This is a genomic window from Roseateles sp. P5_D6, from assembly GCF_054049415.1.
The window spans coordinates 40,288-65,850 of the sequence record NZ_JBFUMK010000029.1 but is presented as its reverse complement, the minus strand read 5'-3'; the positions used below and the strand labels follow the sequence as shown (position 1 = coordinate 65,850).

Annotated in this window: 9 protein-coding genes; 3 read left to right on the top strand and 6 right to left on the bottom strand. The window is 69.6% G+C overall.

What is annotated here, in order from left to right:
- Positions 1–725: 725 nt before the first annotated feature.
- Both ACXJKM_RS27455 and ACXJKM_RS27450 read right to left on the bottom strand, forming a co-directional pair.
- Positions 726–2,369 carry an ATP-dependent DNA ligase gene (locus ACXJKM_RS27455; protein WP_457356298.1) on the bottom strand — a complete coding sequence of 548 codons (1,644 nt, stop codon included), beginning with the start codon at positions 2,367–2,369 and terminating at the stop codon, positions 726–728.
- The gene (locus tag ACXJKM_RS27450) at positions 2,366–3,406 is read right to left on the bottom strand and encodes a ligase-associated DNA damage response exonuclease (protein ID WP_457356297.1); all 1,041 of its coding nucleotides are present in this window, start codon (positions 3,404–3,406) and stop codon (positions 2,366–2,368) included. Before ACXJKM_RS27450 ends, ACXJKM_RS27455 begins: the two co-directional genes overlap by 4 nt.
- Positions 3,407–3,555: 149 nt before the next feature.
- Between ACXJKM_RS27450 and ACXJKM_RS27445 the strand changes: the two genes are divergently transcribed.
- The 3 genes from ACXJKM_RS27445 to ACXJKM_RS27435 are packed head-to-tail and all read left to right on the top strand — an operon-like array spanning position 3,556 to position 20,272.
- Complete coding sequence (locus ACXJKM_RS27445; RefSeq protein ID WP_457356296.1) at positions 3,556–5,274, top strand: ShlB/FhaC/HecB family hemolysin secretion/activation protein; 1,719 nt, start codon at positions 3,556–3,558, stop codon at positions 5,272–5,274.
- Positions 5,274–18,881, top strand: coding sequence for a two-partner secretion domain-containing protein (locus ACXJKM_RS27440; protein WP_457356295.1), 13,608 nt, complete (start codon positions 5,274–5,276; stop codon positions 18,879–18,881). The genes ACXJKM_RS27445 and ACXJKM_RS27440 overlap by 1 nt, the downstream gene beginning before the upstream one ends.
- Before the next feature lie 20 nt (positions 18,882–18,901).
- Entirely contained in the window at positions 18,902–20,272 is a 1,371-nt protein-coding gene (locus ACXJKM_RS27435; RefSeq protein WP_457322324.1) for a caspase family protein, read from the top strand.
- A gap of 16 nt (positions 20,273–20,288) precedes the next feature.
- Here ACXJKM_RS27435 and ACXJKM_RS27430 read toward each other — a convergent pair whose 3' ends face one another.
- From ACXJKM_RS27430 to ACXJKM_RS27415, 4 genes are all read right to left on the bottom strand, one after another.
- Positions 20,289–21,473, bottom strand: a complete 1,185-nt coding sequence (locus ACXJKM_RS27430; RefSeq protein WP_457356294.1) for a hypothetical protein — start codon at positions 21,471–21,473, stop codon at positions 20,289–20,291.
- A gap of 93 nt (positions 21,474–21,566) precedes the next feature.
- Positions 21,567–22,196 carry a putative 2OG-Fe(II) oxygenase gene (locus ACXJKM_RS27425; protein WP_457356293.1) on the bottom strand — a complete coding sequence of 210 codons (630 nt, stop codon included), beginning with the start codon at positions 22,194–22,196 and terminating at the stop codon, positions 21,567–21,569.
- A gap of 25 nt (positions 22,197–22,221) precedes the next feature.
- Positions 22,222–23,793, bottom strand: a complete 1,572-nt coding sequence (locus tag ACXJKM_RS27420) for a hypothetical protein (RefSeq protein WP_457356292.1) — start codon at positions 23,791–23,793, stop codon at positions 22,222–22,224.
- Positions 23,794–23,827: 34 nt separating this feature from the next.
- The gene (locus tag ACXJKM_RS27415; RefSeq protein WP_457356291.1) at positions 23,828–25,501 is read right to left on the bottom strand and encodes a hypothetical protein; all 1,674 of its coding nucleotides are present in this window, start codon (positions 25,499–25,501) and stop codon (positions 23,828–23,830) included.
- Positions 25,502–25,563: the final 62 nt, after the last annotated feature.

The following is a 25,563-nucleotide window of genomic DNA, read 5'->3' as shown; positions in this document are numbered from 1 at the left end:
CTGCAGGGACTGCCCATCGGCATCCGCCCGAGCCTGGAGTGCGATGGCCTGCATGACGTGTACTTCTGCCATCAGCGGTTCACGCAGTTCGACCTGCGCGAGCCGACGTTGGACACTTGAGAAGGTGTTACCCATGTCCTGGCACGGGTGTTACCCATGTCTCCGGTCTATACACGGCGCCAGAAGAAAGTCACCAAAGAAGAGGCGCTGAACCGCACACGAGCACCACACCGCCAGGAGCGGCGCGCGAAAACGCTCACCTCCATTTCGGGCGGACGCGACCCGCTGCGCTCTCGCTGCTGTCCCTATGACGATCACCATCCAGCGCCCCTTCACGCCGCTTAACGTCGGCTGCACGCCGAACTCGTCAGGGAATGCAGCGTCGCTCGGGCGACGCGACCGCCGCGCAACCTCGGTGGTGTCGCCCGAGCGACGCTGCATTTGGTTTTCTGGTGAGCCCGGCGTGCAGCCGCGCGTTAAGCGGGCAGGTGGTGGAAGGACTGGTGCTGGTGACAGGGACAGCAGCGAGAGCGCAGCGGGTCGCGTCTTCCCGGTCAACGAGTGGCTGTTGCACGGCGCAGCTCGTGCATGTGGTGCTGGTGTGCGGTTCAGGGCCTCTTCTTTGGTGACTTTCTTCTGGCCCCGCAGAAGAAAGTTACCCGGCTGCCGGGACGGACTCCCGGCAATGCAGCGAGAGGACACTCGCTCCGCAAAAGCAACCCACATCAACTCACCACCTCCATCAACTCCCTCAGCGACTCCAACGTATCCGCCTCCCACAACGGCTTGTCCTCCCGAATCCGCAGCATGCGCGGAAACCGCACCGCGATGCCGCTCTTGTGCCGCGTGCTCGCCTGGATGCCTTCGAACCCCAACTCGAACACCATCGTTGGCCGAACCCTCCGCACCGGGCCGAACTTCTCCACGGTCGTCTTGCGGATCTCTCGATCCACTCGCTTGATCTCCTCATCCGTCAGCCCGGAATAGGCCTTCGCAAACGGCACCAGCATCAGCTCCCCACCTGTCGAATCCAGCGCCGCCTCAGCCTCCGCCGCATCGCGCGGCGCGCGGTTCCAGACGGCAAAGCTGTAGTCGGTGTAGAGGTTGGCGCGACGGCCGTGCCCCGCCTGGGCATAGATCAGCACGGCGTCGACGCTGAGCGGTGCGACCTTCCATTTCCACCACGCGCCGACTGTGCGGCCGATGCCATAGGCCGACTCGCGGTGCTTGAGCATCAGGCCTTCGACACGCCGCTCGCGCGAACCCTCGCGCGCAGTGGCGAGACCGGGCCAATCCGCTGCATCGACGAGCGGTGACGTCGCAATGCCCAACTGCGCCAACCGCGCGCGCCGCAAATGCATGGGCTCCTGCCGCCGGTCCACGCCTTCGCTCTCCAGCAGGTCGTACGCCAGCAGCCGCACCGGCGCCTCGGCCAGGATGGCCTTGGACAGCTTGGTGCGGCCGATGCGCTTTTGCAGCAGCGCAAACGGCGCCGGCTCGGCCTCGCCGTGGCGCCAGGCCAGCAGCTCGCCGTCCACCACCGTGCCATCCGGCCAGCTGCTCGCTTCCAGCACCACCTCGGGAAAGCGCTCGGTGATCAGCTCCTCGCCGCGCGACCAGATCCACACCTCGCCGTCGCGCTTGACCACCTGGGCGCGGATGCCGTCGTACTTCCACTCCGCCAGCCAGTCGCCGCGCTCGCCCAGCGCAGCGGGGTCGCCGGGCAGCGCATGCGCCAGGAAGAAGGGGTAGGGCTGGCCGCCGCGCGAGCCGCTCGTGTCCTCGGCCAGCAGCGCCTGGAAGCGCTCGGCCGTGGGCGGCGTGTCGATCTGGGTGTAGCCCATCATGCGCTGGGCGATGCCGGCCGCGTCCGCCCCCGACCACTCGGCCAGCGCCCGCTGCACCAGCAGCTTGCTGACGCCGACGCGAAAGCCCCCGCCCACCAGCTTGACGAACATGAAGCGCTCGTCCGCCGACAGGCCCTGCCACGCGCTCAACACGGCCTCGCGTCGCGCCGCTGCGTCGAGCGCACGCAGCGGCAGGATGCGCTGCTCCATCCAGTCGGCCAGCGGCTCGTCGAGCTTGTCCTGCGGGTCGGGAAGCACGTAAGCGATGGCCTCCGCCAGGTCGCCGGTGACGGCATAGCCGGCCTCGAACAGCCACTCCGGCAAACCCGCCGCCTCGCAGGCCAGCGCTCGCAGCTCGCTCGTGGGCACCGCTCGGCGCGGCGTGCCGCCGGCCAGCAGATAGACGGCCCAGGCCGCATCACGCGCGGGCGCGTCGGCCAGGTAGCGTTTCAATGCCGCCACCTTGGCCAGTGTGGACGTGCTGGCGTCGATGGCGAGGTAGAGGGCGACAAAGCGCTTCATTGCGCCGCCTCCACGCCATGCGTCTCGTCGCCGTACTCGGTCGCAAAGGCCTCGGCCTGCAGGCCCAGTTCGCTCAGGTAGCGCACCAGCGCGCCTTCGTCGCCATGCGTGACGATGACGCGCTGGGCGCCGGTCGATTGAATGGCCGACAGCAGCCCCGGCCAGTCGGCGTGGTCGCTGAAGACGAAGCCGCGGTCCACGCTGCGGCGCCGGCGGGCGCCGCGCAACCGCATCCAGCCGCTGGCAAAGGCGTCGCTGTGCGGCCCCAGCGCTTTGGCCCAGCGACTGTCCTGCACGGCCGGCGGTGCGATGACGAGCGCGCCGCGCAGCGCCTTGAAGTTCGTTTCCGGCGTCACGGTCTCCACCTCCGGCAGGGCCACGCCCGCCGCGCGATAGGCCTCGTTCAGCCGCGCAACCGCTGCATGCACCAGCACCGGCCCAGGTGCGTCCGCGGTTGCCAGCCCCGCCACCAGCCGCTGCGCCTTGCCCAGGCTGTAGCCCATCAGCAGCGCCTGCTTGCCCTGGGCCGCGCAATCGGCCCACCAGGTGCGCATCTCGGCCAGCACCTCGGTCTGCGGTGCCCAGCGGTAGATGGGCAGGGCAAAGGTGGCTTCGGTGATGAAGACATCGCAGCGCACCGGCTCGAAGGGCGCGCAGGTGGTGTTGGCCTCCCCCTCAGCATTCACCGCGCCGCTGACGAAGTAATCGCCCGACACGACCCAGACCTCGCCGCGGTGTTCCACGCGCACCTGGGCCGAGCCCAGCACATGGCCGGCCGGGTGCAGGCTGACGGTCACCTCGCCCAGTTGCAACGGCTCGCCATAGGCCAGGCCCTGGAAGGCCATGTCGGGACCCACGCGGGAGCGCATCAGCCCTTCGGCGTCGCTGTGGGCGAGGTAGGCGCCGTGGCCCTCGCGGCAATGGTCGGCATGGGCGTGGGTGATGACGGCACGCGCCACCGGCCGCCAGGGGTCGATATGAAAGCCGCCCGCCTCGCAATACAGGCCCTCGGGGCGGCGGGTGATCAAGTCAGCCATGGACCCAGTGTGCCCAGGTCGGCGCAGCACGCTTGTCGGACGGCATCCGCTCATTTACGGGACTCGCGCGGAACTCAAACGCCAGAGCCGTGACTCACCACGGGTGCGACCGCCAGGTCATGCCCGCCGCCCCTGCTACGGACCCGACCTTGCTGCTCGATCCCCGCCACTGCCGCTCGCCCTTGCGCCTCAGCCTGCTGGCCGCGCAGTGGCTCGCCTGTGCTTCGGCCTGGGCCGCCGGCACGCCGCCGGTGGTGCCGACACCGGCCGAGCTGGCCCGCCCGCCCGAGGCTCGCAACACCGAGCTGCCGCCCGAGCGTCCGCAGCAGGTCACGCGCGAGCTCGGCAAGCCCGACGACGAGCTCAAAATCGACGTCACCGCCTACAGCCTGTCGCCCGACGCCCCAGCCGCCCTGCGCGAGGCCCTGCCGCGATTGACTGCTGCCTTCGTCGGCAAGGACCGTGGCTTCGAGGATCTCGTCAACGCTGCCAACGAGGTGACCCGCTTCCTGCAGCGCGACCTGGGGCTCTACCTGGGTTACGCCTACATCCCGGAGCAGACCTTCGATGGCCAGACGGTGCGCATCGCCGTGCTGGAGGGGCGCCTGGACCGGGTCGTGCTGAACTGGAGCGACGGCTTGCCGGTGGACCGTGAGGTCGTCGAGGCCTATCTGGCGCGGCTGAAGCCCGGCGACGTGCTGACCGTGGACGCCGTCGAGCGCACGGTCTTCCTCATCAACGACCTGCGCGGCATCGTCACGCGGGCCGAGGTCAAGGCCGGCAGCGCGCCGGGCACCGCCATCCTCGAGTTCACGCCGCGGGCCGAGGCGCGCTACAGCGGCAGCATCGACGGCGACCTCAATGGTTCCAAGGTCATCGGCGGGCAGCGCCTGGGCGCCCAGGTCGTCATGGCCAGCCCGCTGGGTCGCGGCGACGGCCTGTCGGCCTCGGTGCTCGCCTCCACCGGCGGCGGCCTGCTGTTCGCGCTGCTGGGCTACACCAGCCCCATCGGCGCCGACGGCTTCAAGGCGGGCGCCTCGCTGTCGGCGGTGCGCTATCAGCTCGACAAGAAGGAATTCCCCCTCGGCCTGGACGGCACCGGCACGACGCTCAACCTCTTCGCCCTCTACCCCTGGGTGCGCTCTCGCAACCTCAACCTGTTTGCGCTCGGGGCGGTGGACGCCAAGCGCTATGTCGACAAGGTCGCGGCCCTGTCGACGAAGAAGCATGTGGACGATGCCAGCGTCGGTGTCAGCGGCGATTTTCGCGACAGCCTGCTGACCGGCAGCGTCAACACCTTCGAGCTCAACCTGGCGCAGGGCCGGCTCAACTTCCCGGCCGGTGCGCCCAGCGGCGGTGACGACGCGGCGAGCTTCCGCAAGCTCAGCTTCGCCGCCTCGCGGCTGCAGAACGTGCTGAGCAACCGGTTACTGGCCTATTTCACGATGCGCGGCCAGTGGGCCCTGTCCAACCTCGACTCGACCGAGCAGTTCCGCGCCGGCGGGCCCAACGGCGTGCGCGCCTATGCGCCGGGCGAGGGCACGGGTGACAGCGGTGCCGTGGCCAGCCTGGAGCTGCGCTGGCTGCCGCCGGCCAGCCTGTTCGGGCGCTGGGCCAGCGAGCTGGTGCTGGCGGCCTTCTACGACGGCGCCTTCATCCGGTACCGCCACGATCCCAACCTCGTGCTGCGCGAGCCCGGCTACGTGAATCGCGCCTGGCTGGGCGGCGCGGGGCTGTCCCTGGTATGGGCGCGCGGCAACGCGTATGCCTTCCGCATGAGCCTGGCCACGCCCACGCACGGCCATGCCAGCACCGAAAGCCAGTCGAGCAAGCTGCGCCTGTATGCCCAGGGATCGTGGAGCTTCTGATGTGGCGCCTGCAACCCCTCGCCCTTGCTCTGTGCCTTGCCGCAGCCTATCCGGCTGCCCATGCGCTGCCTCAAGGCGCCCAGGTCGTGCAGGGACAGGTTGCAATTCGCCCGGGCCTGATCCAGCAGGGCAGCGACAAGGCCATCGTCAACTGGCAGAGCTTCTCCATCGCCGCGGGCGAGGGCCTGCGTATCCAACAGCCCAGCGTCAATTCGGTGCTGCTCAATCGTGTCGTCGGTGGCGACCCGTCCCTGATCCTCGGCCAGATGCAGGCCAACGGCCGGGTCTTCCTGATCAACCCGCGCGGCATCGTCTTCGGGCGGGGATCGCAGGTGGATGTCGGCGGTCTCGTCGGGTCCACGCTGGACCTGTCCGACACCGCCTTCATCGCCGGCAACTACCGCTTCTCGGCGGGCGCGGGCGCCAGCGCGCTGCAGGCTGATGGCAGCATCAGCGCGCCGGGCGGCACGGTGGCGCTGGTCGCCCCCCAGCTCAGCGTTGGAGGCAGCATCGCGGCGCGGCGTGTCGGGCTGGGTGCAGCCAGCACGGTGCAGGTGGATGTGGAAGGCGACGGCCTTGTCCTCTTCAATCTGCGCAACGACGACAACCGCGACGTCGCACTGAAATTCAGCGGCCGCGTGCAGGCCGAGAGCAGCGCCGAGATGCGCGCCCAGGCTCGTGGCGGCGCGGCCGGCCAGGTGCTGAACATGGACGGCATCGTGCAGGCGCGGGGCTTGAGCCAGCAGGGCGGGCGCGTCGTCATCGACGGCGGCACGGTGGGCGTCACCACCGTCAATGGCAGCGTGGACGCCAGCGGCGAACGAGGCGGCGGCATCACCGTGCTCGGCCAGAAGCTCGCGCTGCTGGACGGCGCCCGGCTGGACGCGTCCGGGCGCCTCGGCGGCGGCAGCCTGCAGGTCGGTGGCGGCTTCGAGGGCAGGGGCACCGAGCACAACGCCGAGCAGACCTGGATAGGTGCCGGCGCTGAGCTGCGCGCCAATGCCACCGAACGGGGCGATGGCGGCCGCATCGCCGTCTGGGCTGACGGACGCACCGACATGCTTGGCAGCATCTGGGCCCGCGGCGGGCGTCTGGGGGGCAATGGCGGCATGGTCGAGACCTCGGGCCGCCAGCAGCTCAACCTGCTCGGCCGCGTCGACGCCAGCGCACCGCTGGGGCGGTCGGGCCAGTGGCTGCTCGACCCCAACGACGTGGTCATCAAAGCCAACAGCGGCACCAACACCAACGTTGGCGCGGCGCCGAATTTCGCCAGCACGGACGATGCTGCCGTGGTCGACGTTGGCGCCCTCAACAATGCGCTGGCCGGCGGCACGTCGGTGACGGTGCAGACCCTGGCCCTGGGCACCAACGGCCAACATGGCGACATCGACGTCCAGGCCGCCATCGTGCCTACCGGCGCGGCCACGCTGAACCTGATCGCCTTGCGCAACATCAGCTTCAGCGCCGGCAGCATCGGGGCGGGGGCAGGTGCCCTCAACGTCGTCCTGCAGGCCGGCGGCGACATCACCGGCAGCACCCTCAATACAGGCGGCGGCAGCCTCACCGCGGCGAGTTCGGGCGCGGGCACCGTCGCACTGGGCAGCGTCACCAGCGCAGGCCTGACCCTCAGCAGCGTCGGCGGCGACGTCGTCCTGCCGACCGGCACGGTCACGGGCAATGTCGGCGTCACCACCAGCGGCGGCGGCGCGATCACGCAGGCCGGCGCGCTGACCGTGACCGGCACGACGGGCGTCACCACGGGGTCCGGCAGCATCACGCTGACGGCGGCCAGCAACAACCTGCAGGGCGCGGTCAGCCTGACGACCACCGGTGTCAGCCAGGTCAGCAACGGCAGCGGCAACGCACTGACCCTGGGTGCGCTGAACACCCATGCCCTCACCGCCAGCGCCACAGCAGCAAACCTGAACCTGGGCAGCGGCACGGTCACCGGAAACCTCAGTGCGACGACGACCGGCACCGGTACCCTCACCCAGGGTGGCGCGCTGACGGTGACCGGCATCACGGCCTTGAGCAACGGCAGCGGCAACATCACGCTGGCCTCGGGCAACGACCTGCGGGGGCTGGTGAGCGTCACCACCACCGGCAATGCGCAACTCGTCAATGGCAGCGGCAAGGACTTGTCCCTGGGCGCGCTGAGCGCCGGCGGCCTGACCGTCAGCACCAGCAATGCCAATCTGGACCTCGGTAGCGGCTCGGTTGGCGGCAACCTCAGTGCAGCGACGACGGGCACCGGCACGCTGACGCAGAGCGGCGCACTGACGGTGACCGGCACGTCGGCCTTGAGCAATGGCAGCGGCAACATCACGCTGACCTCGGCCAACGACCTTCAGGGCGCGGTCAGCATCACCAGCACCGGCACGACCCAACTCGGCAATGGCAATGGCAAGGCGCTGACCCTGGGCACATTGAGCACCCATGCGCTCACCGTCAGCACCAGCGGCGCCAATCTGGACCTGGGCGGCGGCACCGTCACCGGCAACCTCAGCGCGACGACGACAGGCAGCGGCACGCTCACACAGACCGGGGCGCTGACGGTGACCGGCACGAGCGACCTCAGCAACGGCAGCGGCAATATCACGCTGACCTCGGGCAACAACCTGCAGGGGGCGGTGGACATCACCACCACCGGCAGCACGCAGATCAGCAACGGCAGCGGCAATGCGCTGACCTTGGGCACGCTGAGCACGCGCGCGCTGACCGTCAGCACCAGCGGCGCCGCCCTGGCCCTGGGCAGCGGCACGGTCACCGGCGCCCTCAGCGCGACGACGACGGGCACCGGCACCCTCACGCAAGGCGGCGCGCTGACGGTGACGGGCGTGACGGCCCTCAGCAATGGCAGCGGCAATATCACGCTGAGCACGGCCGGAAACGACTTCCAGGGCGCGGTCAGCATCACCAGCACCGGCGCCACCCAGCTCAGCAATGCCAATGGCAACACCCTGACCCTGGGCACGCTGACCACCGGCGCGCTGACCGTCAGCGCCAACCATGCCGACCTGGTGCTGGGCAGCGGCACCGTCGGCGGCAACCTCAGCGCGACGACGAACAACGGCACGCTCACGCAGAGCGGCGCGCTGACGGTGACGGGCAGCAGCAGCCTCAGCAATGGCAGCGGCGACATCACGCTGACCTCGGTCAACGACCTGCAGGGGGCTGTCAGCGTCACGACGACCGGCACAACGCAGATCAGCAATGGCAGCGGCAAGGCCCTGACCCTGGGGACGCTGAGCGTGCGCGACCTGACGGTCAACACCAGCGGCGCCAACCTGGGCCTGGGCAGCGGCACCATCAGCGGCAACCTCGGCGCGACGACGACCGGCACCGGCGCCATCACGCAGAGCGGTGTGTTGACGGTGACCGGCACCAGCGGCCTCAGCAGCGGCAGCGGCGGCATCACGCTGGCGGCGGCCAACGACCTGCAGGGCGCGGTCAGCCTCACCAGCACGGGCAGCAGTCAGGTCGTCAACGGCAGCGGCAAGGCCTTGACCCTGGGCACGCTGAACACCGGCGCGCTGACGGTCAGCACCAGCAATGCCGACATCGACCTGGGCAGCGGCACGGTGGCCGGCACCCTGAGTGCCACGACGACGGGCAGCGGCACCCTCACCCAGAGCGGCGCGCTGACAGTGACCGGCAGCAGCGGCCTCAGCAACGGCAGCGGCAACGTCAACCTGACGTCGGGCAACAACCTGCAAGGTGCGGTCAGCGTCACGACGACGGGCACCACGCAGCTCAGCAATGCCAGCGGCAACGCGCTGACCCTGGGCACGCTCAGCACTCGCGCCCTGACGGTCAGCACCAGCAATGCCAATCTCGGCCTGGGCAGCGGCACCGTCACCGGCAACCTCAGCGCCACCACCACCGGCACCGGCGCCATCACGCAGGGCGGTGTGCTGACGGTGACCGGCACCACGGCCTTGAGCAATGGCAGCGGCAACATCACGCTGACCTCGGCCAACAACCTGCAGGGTGCCGTCGGCATCACCAGCACCGGCACGACGCAGATCGCCAATGGCAATGGCAACGCGCTGGTGCTGGGCACGTTGAACACCCACGCCCTGACCGTCTCCACCAGCAATGCCAACCTGAGCCTGGGCAGCGGCGCAGTCACCGGCAACCTCAGCGCGACGACGACGGGCGCCGGTGCCATCACGCAGGGCGGCGCGCTCACGATCAGCGGCACCACAGCCTTGAGCAACGGCAGCGGCAACATCACGCTGACGTCGGCCAACAACCTGCAAGGCGCGGTCAGCCTCACCACCAGCGGCACCACGACGCTGGGCAACGGCGGCGGCAACCCGTTGACGCTGGGCACGCTGAACACCGGCGACCTGACCGTCAGCACCACGGCCGGCGGCGCGCTGAACTTGGGGCAAGGCAGCATCAACGGCACGCTGAGTGCCAGCAGCCACGGCGGCGCCATCAGCCAGACGGGCGCGTTGTCGGTCAGCGACATCGCCACGCTGGATGCCACCACGGCCGGCAACATCAGCCTGCCCAACACCAGCAACCAGTGGCACGGCCTGAACCTGGTCGGCAACTCGCTGGACCTGCGCTCCGGCGGCGATCTTGAAATCCTCAGCCTGACCCAGCCCGCCAACCGCGCGCTGACGCTGTCGGCCGGCGCCAACCTCATCCTCGGTCCGGTGGCCAGCATCAACACCGGCACGGCCGACCTCACGCTGATCAGCGGCGGCAGTTTCACCATGGGCGGCGTGCTGGCCGGCCACAACGTCGAGCTTCAGGCCCAGACCGGCCTCAGCCTGGGCCAGAACATCACGGCCAGCGGCACGCTGAAGCTGACGACGGCCAGCGGCGACGTCAACCAGACCGGCGGCAGCCTGCTCGTCACCGGCACGACGGCGGTCTCGGCCGGTAGCTCGGTCATCAGCCTGAACCAGCCGGGCAACCATTTCAGCGGCGCCGTCAGCCTGAGCGGCGGCGTCACCGGCGTGACGGACAGTGCCGCGCTGGCGCTGAGCACGTTGAACACCGGCGACCTGACGGTCACCTCGACCGGCAACCTCGGCCTCGGCCAGGGCAGCGTCGCCGGCACGCTGAACGCGACGAGCAACGGCGGCGCGATCACGCAGACCGGTGGCCTGACGCTGACCGGTGCGACGACGCTGAACGCCGGCGCGGCGGACATCACGCTGAACCAGGCCAGCAACGATCTGCAGGGCGCCATCACCGCCACGGGCGGCGCGGTGTCACTGCGCAGCGCCAACAACCTCAACCTCTTCGCGCTGGCTCAGCAGCCCAACAAGGGCCTGGAGCTGGAGGCGGGCGGCACCCTCATCCTGCCTGCCGGCACGAGCAATATCGACACCGGCACCGAGGCCTTGACCCTGTCCAGCGGCGGCGTGTTCAGCACCTTCGGCACGCTCAAGGGCGGTGCCGTTACGCTCAAGGGCCAGTCGGCCACGCTGGCGCATGACATCACGGCCACCGGTGCCCTCGCCGTGACCAGCACCAGCGGTGTCATCAACCAGACCGGCGGCCGCATCAGCGCCGCGGGCACGAGCAGCTTCGATGCCGGCAGCCAGGCCATCACGCTGGACGCGGCGACCAACCAGTTCACTGGCTTGGTCTCGCTGACCGGCGGTACCACCCAGATCAGGAGCCAGGGCGCGCTGGGGCTGGGCAGCCTGGCGACCGGCTCGCTGCAGATCCTGGCTGGCGGCGCACTGGGCTTTGGCACGGGCAGCATCGGCGGCGCCCTCAGCGCCACCAGCAGCGGTGCCGTCACGCAGGCTGCTGGCGGCTTGAGCGTCACCGGCACCGCAACCCTCAACGCCGGCGGCGCCGACATCACGCTGGGCGATCTGGCCAACAGCTGGACCGGCGCGGTCGCGCTGACCGGCAGGAATGCCGTGCTCACCGGCAGCAGTGCTGTCACGCTGGGCCATGTCAATGCCACCTCGCTGACGCTGACGACGGGCGGCGCCGTCAGCCAGGGCGCGGGCACGACCATAGCCCTGACCGGCGCCCTGAGCGTGGACGCGGGCGCTTCGGCCATCACCCTGGCGAACACCGGCAACCAGCTGGGTGGCATGGTCACGCTGAAGGGTGGCGCCACGCAGCTGCGCACCACCAACGCGCTGACGCTGGGCACGCTGGACACCGGCGCGCTCACGGCCAACAGCGCTGGCGCCATGAACCTGGGCCACGGCACTGTTGCCGGCAATCTGGCCGCCACCAGCGGCAATGGCGCGATCACCCAGGCCGCTGGCGGCTTGAGCGTCAGTGGCACTTCCAGCATCAATGCGGGCACGGCCGACATCACGCTGGACGACGCGGCCAACAGCTGGACGGGCGCGGTGGCGCTGACCGGCCGCGACGTGCGCCTCACCGACACCAGTGCCGTCGACCTCGGCGCAGTCAGCATCCACTCCCTCGTGCTGAAAGCCGGTGGCGATGTGACCCAGAGCGCGCCGCTCAGCCTGACCGGCGCCTTGAACGTGGATGCGGGCAGCGCCGCCATCACCCTCAACAACACCAGCAACCAGCTCGGCGGCCTGGTCACGCTCAAGGGCGGCGTCACGCAGGTGAAAACCGCGGCCGGCCTGACCTTGGGGCCGTTGACCACCGGCGACCTCACGGTGGGCGCTGCCGGCCCGCTGAACCTGGGCCAGGGCAATGTCACGGGCAACCTCGTGGCCAACAGCGGCAATGGCGCCATCAGCCAGTCCGGCGCGCTGCACGTGACCGGCTCCGCCGCCTTCACCTCCGGCAGCGGCAACATCACGCTGGCCAACGCTGGCAACCAGTTCCTCGGCGCGCTGAGCCTGACCGGCAATGCGGTGACCCTCTTCAACCAGCCCAGCCTGAGCTTCGGCGCGCTGAGCTTCAACAGCCTGGACGCCACCAGCAACGGCAGCATCACGCTGGGTAGCGGCACGCTCAGCGGCGCGTTGACCGCGCGCGCCCTCGGCGGCGCCATCACGCAGATCGCCGGCGGCCTTACCGTCGCCGGCAACGCGACGCTGCAGGCGACGACAGGCATCACGCTGACCGATGCGGCCAATCACCTCAACGGCGTCGTCAGCCTGAGTGGCAGTGCCAGCGCGGTCACGAACGCCGGCGGCCTGCGCCTGGGCACGCTGGCCACTGCCGGCCTGACGCTGAATGCGGCCGGCACGCTGGACCTGGGCAGCGGCTCCGTCGGCGGGACCCTCACGGCAGTCAGCAGCGGCGCCATCAGCCAGTCGGGTGCCCTGTCAGTGAGCGGCGGCACCAGCCTGAATGCGGGCAGCGCCGGCATCTCGCTCGGCCAGGCCGGCAATGCCTTCGCCGGCAGCGTCGACCTGCGTGGCGGCACCACCGTCATCACGGGTGCCGGCGCGCTGAGCCTGGGCAGCCTCAATGTCGGCGGGCTGACGGCGTCGGCCTCCGGCGCGCTGCGCCTGGGGACAGGCACGGTGGGGGGCAACCTCAATGCCGGCGGTGCGGCCATCACCCAAGTCTCCGGCGGCCTGGCTGTCAGCGGGGCGTCCACGCTGAGTACCGGCAGCGGCAACATCGATCTTGCCGAGGCGGGCAATGCCTTTGCCGGCGCGGTCAGCCTGGTGGGGGGCGATGTGACCCTGGCCAACAGCGGCGCCCTGCACCTGGGCAGCTTCGCGGTGCATGACCTCAAGGCCAGCGCCGGTGGCGACCTCGACCTCGGTGGCGGCACCGTGAATGGCGAGCTCACGGCCACCACGCGTGGCAGCAGGATCAGCCAGTCCGCGGCGCTGACGGTCAACGGCGTGGCCAACTTCGTCGCCGATGGCGGCCTGGCCACTCTGGTGCTGGACCAGCCGGGCAACCAGTTGCTGGGCGGCATCGCCATGCGCGGAGTAAATGGCGGCAGCTTCGCCAGCGCCGACATCAGCAGCGCGCTGGACCTGAGCTTCAGCGGCGATGTTCAGACGCTGAAGCTCAGCAGCGGCGGCCTGCTGACCCTTGGCGGTGGCCGGAGCACGACGCTGACGGCCGCGGCCCACAGCGGCATCGTGCAAACCGGCGCGCTGCAGGTCAGCGGCCTGACGACCCTGATCGCCCAGGGCGGCACGGTCATGCCAGTCGACATGGTCCATGCTGGCAACGACCTGAACCGCGTGCAGTTGCAGACCCAGGCCGGCGGTAGTCTCGGCCGTGTGCAGCTGCGCGATGGCGACGGCAGCCGGCACGACGGCCTGCAGTTGCTGGGCGACGCGGCCAGCCTGGAGATCACCTCAGCCGGTGCGCTGGACTTGGGCGGCGGCCGCTACGGCAGTCTGATGGCTGACACGAGCGCCACCGGCGCAGCCTTCACGCAGAGCGGCGCTCTGGCGGTCAGCGGCCCGGCGACGCTGAAGGCTGGCGGCGGCGCGATCACGTTGATCCGCCCCGACAACGACTGGGGCGGCCTGGTGCAGCTCGGCGGCGGCACAGTGCAAATCACCGCCGCCGGCGCGCTGACCCTGGGCGATATCGCCACAGACAGCCTGAGCGTGAATTCGGCCGGCGCCCTCAACCTGGGCCAGGGCGTGATCGGCGGTGCCCTGCTCGCAAGCAGCGGCGGCAACGCCATCACGCAATCTGGCGCACTGCAGTTCGGTGGCATGGCCACGCTCAACGCCGGAGGCGCGGACATCGCGCTGCCCCACGCCGGCAATCAGTTCCTCGGCGTCATCAACCTCGCCGCCCGCGACGCGACGCTGTTCAGCCTGCCCGGCCTCAGCCTCGGCACATTGGCTCTGCGCAGCCTGGACGCGAGCAGCAACGGCGGCATCATCCTGGGCACCGGCAACCTGAGCGGCGCGCTGAGCGTACGAGGCGCCACGATCACTCAGATGGCGGGCGGCCTCGCCGTGGCGGGCGGCAGCACGCTGCAGGCAGCGGGCGACATTACGCTGACAGAAGCGGCCAACCAACTGGGCGGCCTCGTGAACCTTAGTGGTGGCACGACGGCCCTGAGCAATGCCGGCGACCTAAGTCTGGGCAGCATCGCGACCGGTCCCCTGACGCTGGAGGTGGCCGGCGCGCTGAACCTCGGCGGCGGCCAGATTGACGGCGAGCTGAAGGCGGTCAGCCGCGGGCTACTGACCCAGACCGGTTCGCTCGCGGTCAGCGGCGCAGTCACGCTGGACGCTGGCGCCGCGGCCATCAGCCTCGGCCAGGCCGGCAACGCCTTTGCCGGCACAGTCATCAACCTTACCGGCGGCAACACCCTGCTCATCAACAGTGGCCCGCTCAGCCTCGGCCTGCTGGACGTGGGCGACCTGACGGTCGCCTCGAATGGTGTGTTGCGGCTTGGTAGCGGCACGGTCCGCGGCGAACTGAAAGCGAGCAGCGGCGGGGGCGCGATCGGCCAGGTCGCTGGCGGCCTCAGCATCGCCGGCGCGTCGACACTGGACGCAGGCAGCGCCGCCATCCAGCTCAACGAGGCCGCCAATGCCTTCGGTGGCCCGATCCATCTGCTGGGCGGCGATGTGAGCCTCGTGGCCAGCGGCGCGTTGCGCCTGGGCAGCTTCACAACGCGCGATCTCAAGCTGAGCGCCGGCGGCGACATCTCGCTGGGCGGCGGCCGCGTCAGTGGCGATCTGACGGCACTGATCCGGGGAACGACCCTCACCCAGACCGGTGCGCTGTTTGTCGCAGGCTCGAGCGATTTCATCGCCGACGGCAGCCTCGTGAATCTCGTGCTGAACCAGCCCGGCAACCAGTTGCTCGGTACGGTCAGCATGCGCGGAGTGAACGGCGGCAGCTTCGCCAGCGCCGACATCAGCAGCGCGCTGGACCTGACGTTCAGCGGCGATGTGAAGACGCTTACGCTCAGCAGCGGCGGCCTGCTGACGCTGGGCGGCGGCCACAGCGACAGCCTCAGCGCCGCGGCGGCCAAGGGCATTCTGCTGACCGGGCCGCTGCAGGTGAGCGGCCTGACGACGCTGATCGCCAACGGCGCGGCCGTGCCCGTCGACCTGGCCACCCATGGCGCGGGCAACGACCTCAACCGTGTGGAGCTCAAGGCCCAGGCCGGCGCCAGCCTCGGACAGGTGCAACTGCGCGATGGTGATGCGGCACGCCATGACGGTCTCAAGGTCACGGGCGATGCCGCCCAGCTCGAGGTCACGTCGGCCGGCGCGCTGGACCTCGGTGGCGGCAGCTACGGCAGCTTGGGCGTGGACACCGCGGCGACCGGCGCTGCCGTCACGCAAAGCGGCGCGCTGACGGTCGCGGGCCTCGCGACCATCAAGGCTGGCAGCGGCAATGTCACGCTGACCCGGCCCGACAACAGCCTGGCGCACTTCGCGATCGACAGCGCCGGCATCGCCAGCCTTGTCAGCGCGGCCGACTACAGCGTCAACGCGAGCAATGTCTCGACCCGGCTCGAACTCGGCGGGCCCGGTGCCATCAGCCTGGTGGGCCCGCTGTCGGGTAGCGGCGAGCTCGTCATGAGCGGCAGCGGCAGCCTGACGACGACGACGGCCCAGAACTACAGCGGCGGCACGCGCATCAACTCGGGCACCGTGGTGCTGTCGGGGCCCTCGGCCCAGGCCGGCAGCGGTGCGGTGCAACTCGAAGGCACAGGCCAGCTCGATCTGCGCGACGGTGCCGTCATGAGCGCGGAGCTGGTGGCCAATGGCGGGCGCGTGATCAACACCGCGGGTGCCGGCACGCTGGCCGGTGCGGTGACACTGAAGGCGGCCGTGACGGAGTTCCTGCCCGGCACCGGCGGGCTGACGATCAGCGGCTCAGTAGCCGACGGCGGTGCCGGCTTCGGCCTGCGCCTGGCCAGCAGCGGCACACTGACGCTGGCCGGCAGCAATCACTACAGGGGCATGACCGACATCGCCTCGGGCACCCTGCGCGTCACCGGTGAGCTGCCCTCGGCAAGCGCGGTGCAGATCGCAAGCGGTGCGCTGTTGGCCCTGGGCAAGGATCAAGCCATCGGCTCGCTCGCCGGTGCGGGCCGCGTCGAGCTCGGCAGCTTCACACTGGGCACGGGCCTGGATGGCACGAACACGAGCTTTTCGGGCAGCCTCACCGGCAGCGGCGGCCTGACCAAGCTGGGCAGCGGCCGCTTCGTGCTGGGCGGCAGCGGCGCCCACACCGGCGCGACACGCGTGGCGGCGGGTGAACTGGTGCTGGCGAGCAGCACCGCGCTGAACGACGTCACGGCCGTGAGCGTGGAGGCGAACGCCACGCTGACGGTGCAGCAAAGCCTCAACCTCGGCTCGCTCGCCGGCGCCGGCACGGTGGACGTGCAGGCGGCGCTGCTCGGCGTCGGCAGCAATGGCGGCAGTACGCGCTGGGATGGCGCCATCATCGGCAGCGGCGGCCTGGCCAAGCTTGGCACCGGCGTCTTCACTCTGGCCGGTCACAACACGCTGGCGGGCGACCTGCAGGCCAATGCCGGCACGCTGCAGCTCGAAGGCGCCGGCGCTGTCAAACCCTTGGCTGCCGGCGCAGCAACAGCGCCGGTCGTGCCGACCTCGGCTGGCGTCAACGTGGCCGACGGCGCGACGCTGGAGTTGCTGACCGACGTCGACCTTGGTGCGCTGAGCGGTGCCGGCCAGGTGCAGCTCAATGCCAACACGCTGGTCCTGGGCGCCAGCGGCCGCAGCAGCCGCTTCGACGGCGTCATCGGCGGCGATGGCGGCCTGAGCAAGGCGGGCAGCGGCACGCTGACGCTGGGCGGCGCCAACCTCTACACCGGTGCCACGCGGGTCGACGGCGGCAGCCTGGTGCTGGATGCGGAACAAACCCTGGCGGTGGCCAGCGCTCTCGTCATCGAGGCGCCGGGGCAGGTGCAGGCCAATGCGCGCCAGACGGTGGCCTCTCTGAACGGTGGCGGCAACCTGGTGCTGAACGGCGCATCCCTGGCGGCCGGCGCCGATGGCGCCGACGGCCGCTTCGACGGTGTCGTCAGCGGCAGCGGTGGCCTGGTCAAGCAGGGCGCCGGCATGCTGACGCTGACGGCCGCGCACCGCAACAGCGGCGCCACCGTCATCGAGGCCGGCACGATCCTGCTGACCGGCAATGGCGCCCTGGGTTCGGGCGAGATCCAGAACCAGGGCGAGCTGCGGCTCTCGCGCAGCGACGCGCTGACGCTGGACCAGGCCATCAGCGGCCGCGGCAGTCTCGTCATCACCCAGGGCCAGGTGACGCTGGGCAGCGCCGCCAACAGCTACGGCGGCGCCACCCAGGTGCTGGGCGGCGGCCTCATCACGACGGCGGCCGAGCGCCTGTCCGACGCCAGCGCGGTGCAGGTCGCCGCAGGCGCCCAGCTGCAGCTCGGCGGCAACGAGACCATCGCCTCGCTGCAGGCCGCCGGCAGCGTGCGCCTGGCCGGCAACCTGACGACGCGGGCCGAGCAGGTCTACACCGGCAGCCTGACCCTGGCCAATGCGGCCGGGCTGACGCTCACCGGCACGCTGATCGACGCCAGCCGCAGCAGCAACCAGTTCGGCAGCGCGCCGCTGGGCCTGAGCGGCGGCCAGGCCCTGGTGGCCGCCAAGGACAGCCTGCAACTGGGCGACRTGACCCTGTCGAGCGGCGGCCGCATCGAGGCGGGGCGCCTGGCCATCAACGGCAAGCTGCAACTCACGGGCGGCAGCCTCGCGCTGGTGGCCCAGGCCGCGCCTGACGACGCCAAGGCCACACTGCAGGGCACGGCCCAGGTGCCGGTCGCCGGCCAGCCGCTGGCGGGGGCCGAGGCGACCGTGCAGCAGGGCAGCGCGAGCGCCATCACGGTCGCCGAGGGTGCCTCCCTGTCGGTGCAGGCCGCCGGTGGCGGCTCGGTGCTGCTGGCCCAGGATGCCAACAGCTTCAAGGGCCAGCTCTCGGCGCTCAGCGGCGCGAACTACAACTCCGCCTGGGCGCCGAATGCCAAGGGCGGCCAGGCCGTGCAGTCCGAGGTGCGCGTGTCCGGCCAGCAGGTGGGGGTGGGGGGCAGCGGCATCGAGGCCGACCTGATCTACATCCGCGCCGACCAGCTCGCCACGGCCGGCGACGCCAAGCTGGTGGCCCGCATGCCGTTCGACGAGATCGTGCTCGGCAGGGCCTTGTCGGCACCGGGCATGGTGCTGGAGCTGGCGCCCGGCGCCTTCGGCACGCCCGGCAGCTTTGGCGCCGTCAACGGCCAGCCCATCCGCATCGAGGTGGGTTCCACTGCAACGGGGAGCCGCACGACGGGACCGAACGCCGGCTATCTGACCGTGCTGCCCAAGGCCGGTGCGCAAGGCTCGACAGCGGTCGTGCTGATCGGCCCCGAGGTGGGCAGCCAGCCCACCACCGGCGGCACGGCCTATCGCTTCTTCCATGATGGGGCCAGTCAGGCAACGGAGATCCCGGTGGTCTATAACGGAGTCCTGCCGCTGACGCCGGCGGCCTCTGGAGCCCTGTCTTCCATCAATGGCGACGCCGAGGACGCCCGCCGTGCCCGCTTCCAGGAGACCGTGCGCACCGAGAACGTGACGGTGCGCCTGCGTTCCGGCGTCATCGCCGAGGTCGGCCCCGGCCGGCCGTCCACCCAAGGCAGCGAGGGCGCCAAGCCGCCCGAACTGTGCGACCCCGCCGCCCAGCCTGCGCTGAGCTGCAAGCCTGCGAGCCCATGACCGTGCAGTCCGAACCCCCCATGTCCCCCCGCCTCGCGCGCCGCCGCTTCCTGTGGGGCTCGTTGCTCGGCGCAGGACTGGCCGTGCGGCCCGTCGCGCGGGCCGCCGCGGACTCTCAGCTGCCGAGCACCGAGATCCGCCTGGCGCTGCTGCTGGGCAACCGCAACTATCCCCAGCCCTTCGACCTGCCGCCGATCCCGAAGAACCTGCGCGACCTGGAGGCCGTGCTGGAGCGGCGCGGCTTCAAGGTCACGTCGGCGCTGGACCTGGACCTGCCGGCAGCGCGCCGTGCGCTGGAAGTCTTCATCGCCGAGGCTGCAGCGAGCCCGGCGGATGCGACCGTGTTCTTCTACTTCAGCGGCCACGGCGTGCAGGTGGACGCGTCCAACCTGCTGCTGCCCGCCGGGCTCAACCCTTCGGCCAAGGGCGAGCTGCTGCAAAACAGCAGCATGCAGCTGCTCAGCGACGTCGTGCGCCGCCTGCCCGCGCGCCGCGAGGGCATGATCATCGCGGTCGTCGATGCCTGCCGCACCGGCCTGCGCGCCGGTGAGCTGGTTGGCCTGAACCAGGTCGAGGCGCCACCGGGCTGCCTCATCACCTTCTCCACCGGGGCCGGCAAGCCGGCCATCGCGCCGGCCGTCGAGACGCAGAACACCTTCTACACCGGGTCGCTGGTCAAGCTGATGGGCAGCGTGTCCGACCAGACGACCTTCCCCGAGCTGATGCAACTGGTGCGCAGCGACGTGCGCGAGACCATGCTCAACCACCCGGTGGCCGCCATCCGCCAGCTCGCGCAGGACCCCTTCATCGCCGACCACACCCGCGTGCGCCTGAACGTGGAGCCCAAGCGCGCAGGTGCCGTGGCGCCGGCGGCGCCCGACATCGACGAGGACGCGGTGCTGAAGAAGCTGGAGCAACTGGCCTGGCCCGCCGAAGTGGTGCAGGTGGCCGAGGACTTCCTGAAGGCCCGGCCCGAGAGTCCCTTCGCACCTGGCGTGCAGGTGGCACGTGACGGCGCGCGCAGTGCGCTCAAGGCACTGCAGCGCAGCGACGTGCGCTTGTACCGCTCGGCCTTTTCCTTCAACCCGGACATGCCGGCCGAGCAGCGCCAGGATCTGCTGCGCTGCGGCCGCGGCGACAAGGACGCCGCCGCGCGCATGGCCTGGCGCGTTCGTGGTCAGAACACTGGCGGCTATGGTTCCTCGGCCGCGCAATCGCGCTACGAGGGCTGGATGCAGTTCGCCGTGGCCCTGGGCAACGGCATTGCCAGCTACGAGCTGGCCCTGCATTTCCGCAACACCGGCCAGCCGCTGCTGGCGTCGCAGTTCGAGGCGCGTGCCCGCGACCTGGGCTATACGCCGCCGCCCGACCTGGACAACGTGCGCAAGTAGGGCCGGGGCAGCAGCCTTACTTCACGGCGCCCTTCAGGCCGGCCGCAGAGCCGCCGACCGAGCTGATCAGGTCGGCGCCATTGATCAGCGTGTCCATGTTGGCGTACTGCTTCACGGTCTCAAGGAGGGTGCGCGGGGCCAGGACCGGGATCTTCTCAAGGTCGCCGACGACGCCGCGGGCCTTGTCGATGAAGGCCTCGAACTCCTTGTCGCGCTGCTGGGCCTGTTCGATGGCGGTCTGCGCCTTGGTTTGCTCGTCGTGCAGCTTCTTCAGCACGGCAGCCTGCTTGGTGATGCCCTTGAAGTCGCCGGCCGCCTTGACCACCTCCATCTTGTCCTGGGCTTCCCGGGCCTTCACGGCGAGCTTGTCCAGCACGGCGCGGGTGGCCTGGATCATGCCGCGGCGCTCGGTGCACATGCGGGAAGCATCGTCCAGATGCTTGGGCAGGCCGGCCGTCTTGTTGGCGATGCTGCCCAGGTGGGTCTGGATGACCTTCAGATCGGCCTCCAGATTGGCCAGGGCGCGCTTTTCCAGGTCGTACTTGCCCTTGATGTCCCGGCCAACCTTGACCAGGGCGGTCAGCCCGCCGAGGCTGGCGAAGGCGACACCCAGCGCGGCAATGGCAGGCGCCGCGGCGCCAAAGGTGACGATGGTCAGTGCAATGGCGGCGGCGGCGGCGCCGAGGATCAGCACGCCCTTGATGACGGCGCCGGCCACGTGGCGGAACTTCTTCCAGCGGATGTCGCTCTTGATCTTCTTCTTGGCCTCGACCTCGGCATCTTTCTCGATCTTCTCGGCCCAGACCAGGATCTGCTGCTCGACGGTGTTCTTGACCGCGTCCTTGAGGTAGTCGTTGTATTCCTTGATCTTGGTGTCGAGCGACTTCTTGCTGCCCGACGCCGCCTTGATCTGCTCCACGAGCTTGAGCGGGTCGGTCTCCGTGGTCATGTCGTTGTAGGCCTTCTTCATCGCGTCGATTTCCTTTTGCATGGAACTCAACGGCAGCGCAAAGCCCTCGATCTGCTTCTTGAACTTCTTGCGCATCTCGGCTTCGAAGTTCTTGGCGATGTAGTCGAACTTGACTCGCTCATGGGCCTCGTCGCTGCCACTCTCGAATTCGTAGGTGGCCTCCAGCTTGGGCGGCTTGAGATCGTCCGTACCCGGGATGTCCTCGGTGATGGTGATCGTCTTCTTGACCATGGTGGTGTCTCAGTCGGAATGAAATGGCAGCGGCGATGCGCATGCAAGGCGCCGCCATGTGTGACTGCGCCGGTCCGGAAGTTCCCCGGCTGCTTACCGCGCGCGGCGCTGCACTTCGATGTTGGCCGCGATGACGATGCGCGGCCGGTCGCCCTGGTAGGGCTCCACCGAGTGCCTCAGCCAGCCGGGGAAGATGGCCAGCAAGCCGGTGCGCGGTGTGACGCTGAAGGTCGTCGGGATCAGCTCCGCGCCCGGCATGGAGCGGTGCGAGCCGATCGGATTGATCCAGCTGATGCGGCCCGAGGCGGCGTCGTCGCAGTCGCCCGCGTCGACGTAGTACACGGCCGACCAGTGCGCATCCACGTGATCGTGGACCTGCACATAGTGCCCGCGTTCGAGCACCGTCGCCCAAGCCTGCAGCATGAAGCGGGCTTCGTAGTCCACGCCGCTGCCGACGCGGGCATGGACGCCGCGCACCTGTTCGATGAGCGTGCCGAAGAAGGCGTCCAGGGGCTGCACGCGCCGTGCCGGCAGATCCGCCTGGGAATGCCAGCCGCCGACGACGCTGCGTTGCACACCTTCGCCGAGTTCGCGCTCCAGCAGGATCCATTCCGCCAGCTCGGCGTTGGCGGCCTCGTCCAGCACGCCTTCCACCAACGCCAGCGGCACGGCGAACAGCTGCAGCAGCTGGGCTGCTGGCCCCCGATCCGGTGCAGGCGTCATCGTCGATGTCCCGCCGGGCGCGGCTTCAATCCTTGTAGACCAGCATGCCCTTTTCCTGCATCCAGGAATAGGCGGCGGGGTAGGCTGACTTGCCCTTCTTGCGAACGTCGGCATTGCCGTTGTTCACGGTGGCATAGAACTCCGCAAACCATTCGCCGGGGGCGCGGTACTGGTACATCGAGACCATCTTCTTGCGCGTGGGGGCGGCGAAGCTCACCCAGCCGTCGTCGCCCAGGCCGGAATCCAGATAGACGCGGCCGTTGTGCGCCACGGGATCGGGGCCGAGGCTGAAGAAGGCGTTGGGCTGGATGCCCTGGCGGACGACCTTGAAGAAGGCCTGGCCCAGGTCGAGCGCGTCCTTCAACACCGTCATCTTCTGCCCGCGGGCCGCAACCTTCTTCATGGCCTCGGACTTGGGGCCGAAGAATTCGAAGGTGGCGGTCGCGAAGTCCTGCTTCAGGCCGACGTCATTGCCTTGCAGCTTGGTCGCCTGCACGGTGTTCAGCCAGCGCAGCAGCTCGGGCTTGGCGTCGTCGGCCATGTCGAGCCTGGACTTGAGTTCCGCAGCCAGGGACGTGACGAGGTCGTCCAGCTCCGTCACGACGGCGGCCAGCGTCTTGTGGCCACGCCACTGGCCGCCGTCCATGGAGTCGGTCAACGCCTTGCCGTTCTTGGTCGCGTGGACGGCGTGGCCGAGTTCATGGCGCACCATCACATCGAAGCACTTGGTCCCCTCCAGCGGATCGCCAGCCACCGCGTTGAGGTAGTCCTGATCGAAATTGGCATCGTCCTCGCCGAAGTCGAACTGGGCAAGCTGCGTCTCCGGGATGTAGGTGCCGGACGTTCCCTTTCCCGGTACAGCGTTGAGCTTCCACTTCTCGGGCAGATGCTCGGCAGGGAAGGTCGCCAGGATGTCCACGGCCTTGTCGAGGACGTGCGGTGGCACGGGTGCCGGCGCTTCCCCGTTGTCGTCGGTCTTGACGCTGTCCAGCGAGCAGGCGAAGGCCTTCTCGAACACCTTCTGGCGCAGCGCCGTGTCCGTCTTCGGCGCCGACCGCAGCGCGTTCAGCAGCTCCTTCTTCACGCCCTCGGTCGGCTTGCCCTTGACGGTCTCGAGGTAGTCCATCACCTCGCCGCGGAACTTGGGTTCAGCCAGCTTGCCCGCCAGTTCGCCCTTTTCCATGGCTTCCTGGACATTCTTGAGTGCCGGCGGCAGCACTTCCGGCACGGGAGCGTCCTTGCCTTTGGGCTCGCTGCCCTTGACGGGCGCCTGCGCCTTGGGGCCTTTCGGCGCCTCCTTTGGCGCCTCCTTCTGCAGCCGGTCGATCAGCCGCTCCAGCGGCGCCAGCGCTTGCACCAGCGGCTCGGCGTGCGAGCGGGCCAACTGGCTGTCGGTGCGCACCTTGAAGGTGATGTCCAGGGCGCGCTTGGCGCCGTCGCGCACCTTGACGAGGTCTTCCAGAGCGTCGGTGTGCTGGCAGCCCTGCACTTCCTTCAGGTGCATGTCCAGTAGCGCGACAGCATCCTTCTCCTCGGTCATCCCGTCCTTGGTCGAGCCGATGGCTTCGAGCACTTCGCGGAGATTGGTCTTTCCCATGACTGAGCTCCTGTGATCCGTTGGATGGAGGCGTTCAGGCCGTGATGGCCGTGCGCAGCTGGCTCAGGGCACCCAGCAGCGGCGTGCGGATGTCTTCGGCCAGTTCGCAGACATCGGCGACGACGTCGTCGTCGGCCAGCCACCGCTGCAGCTCGTTGACCTGCTGCAGCGTGGCCGGCTCGGCCGTCAGGTTCTTGATCACCGCCTGCAGCTCGATGATGGCCTTGGCGGAGCTGGCATGCTTGGCATTGGCCACCTTGGTGGCGACCGACTTGAGCGAGTTCACTGCGGCCGCGCGGCGGGTCTTCCATTCGTCCATGGCCTGGGCGGCACTCTTGCCAGAGCCTGGGCTGCCGCCGCTGCCCTTCTTCAGCAGCACTTCGATCGCGTCGAGCACCTTCTCCGAGTCGGCGAATTTGCCGGCCTTGGACAGCTGGGTGATGCCGGCCACCAGCTCCTTGAGGCGGGCGGCGTCTGCGCCGGCCAGCCCGGCCTTGATGCCCGCCTGCAGGCCAGCGAAGCGCTTCATGAAGCTGGCCTGCGCGCCGCCAGACGCCTTCTCGGTCGACGCGTCCGCGTCCTGCTCGTCCTCCTGCTCGTCGGCCCCGTCATCCTCGCCACCGGCAAGCAGGGCCTCGATCTCGTCGAGCTCGGCGTCGGCATCGCCATACTTGTCGGCCTTGGTCAGCTTGGCGATCTCGGCCATCAGCTCCTTGATGCGCGCCGCCGAGGGGCCGCGCAGGCCGGCCTTGATGTCGGCATCCAGCGCGGCCATGCGTTCCACGAACTCCTCGCGGCCGAGGTCGTCCGCGGCATCGGCCGGATCGGCCTTGAGCAGGTGTTCGGGGATGTCCTCGCCTTCGGTCTCCTCGACCTCGCCGGTCGACTTGCGCACCCGCATCTTCAAGTTGAGCTTGAGCAGCTTCTTGAGCCAGAGCTGCACCTTCTTGAGGGTGGTGCCGGCCAGGCGGTCACTGACGAAGGTGAGGGCGTTCTTCTCCCACACCACGACGGCCTTCATGTCCTTCAGGATCTTGAAGGGCGCTTCGCCGGGCATCAGGCCCTTGAGGAGCTTTTCCTGCGCGGGGCCGACCGCATAGGCCAGGGCCAGGCTGGCACTGGTCTTGCCCAGCACGATCACGAACCGCATCGGCCGTGCGTTGGGCTGGGGCTTGCGCAGCAGGGCGATGGCCGTCAGCAGCTTGCTCTTCAGCAGCTTGGTCTGCTTGGCGACCACGGCGCTGCTCGGGCCGCTGGCGGACTTCTGCGCGGCCAGCTCCTGCGTCTTGGCGTCCAGCGCCTTGCGGGCCGCCGTGACGGCCGTGTCCACGTCGGCACGGTACTCCTTGGCCGCCTTGACGATGGCCGCTGCCGCCGTGAGCGGCTCCTTGGGGAAGATCTTGTCCTTTTTCGCTTCGCTCTCGAAGCTGGTCGCCGCGGTCTCCACCGTCTGCGCCTGGCTCAGCAGCGCCTTGATCTTGCCCTTGACGGCCGCATCGAGCTCGGCGGCGCGGGCCTTGGCGTCATCGGCGGTCTTGAGCTTGTCGGTGCCGTAGGCATCCCAGTCGAGCGCGAGATGCTGCTTGGTGAGTTCCTTGAGCGCGTCCGGCAACTTGGTGGCCGGGGCTTTCGCGGCCTTGGCCAGCGCGGATTTCTGCTTGTCCCAGTAAGCGACGCCAAGCGTCTGCGGCAGATTGACCTGAGCCATCATTCCCCCTAGTAGGCGGTTGATTGAAAAGAGTGGCCGAGGCTCCCGGCATCGGCGTCATG

Bases quoted from the DNA above. Each gene is read 5' to 3' on its own strand.
- ACXJKM_RS27455 (WP_457356298.1), bottom strand. From the start codon at position 2,369: ATGAAGCGCTTTGTCGCCCTCTACCTCGCCATCGACGCCAGCACGTCC.
- ACXJKM_RS27450 (WP_457356297.1), bottom strand. From the start codon at position 3,406: ATGGCTGACTTGATCACCCGCCGCCCCGAGGGCCTGTATTGCGAGGCG.
- ACXJKM_RS27435 (WP_457322324.1), top strand. From the start codon at position 18,902: ATGTCCCCCCGCCTCGCGCGCCGCCGCTTCCTGTGGGGCTCGTTGCTC.
- ACXJKM_RS27430 (WP_457356294.1), bottom strand. From the start codon at position 21,473: ATGGTCAAGAAGACGATCACCATCACCGAGGACATCCCGGGTACGGAC.
- ACXJKM_RS27425 (WP_457356293.1), bottom strand. From the start codon at position 22,196: ATGACGCCTGCACCGGATCGGGGGCCAGCAGCCCAGCTGCTGCAGCTG.
- ACXJKM_RS27420 (WP_457356292.1), bottom strand. From the start codon at position 23,793: ATGGGAAAGACCAATCTCCGCGAAGTGCTCGAAGCCATCGGCTCGACC.
- ACXJKM_RS27415 (WP_457356291.1), bottom strand. From the start codon at position 25,501: ATGGCTCAGGTCAATCTGCCGCAGACGCTTGGCGTCGCTTACTGGGAC.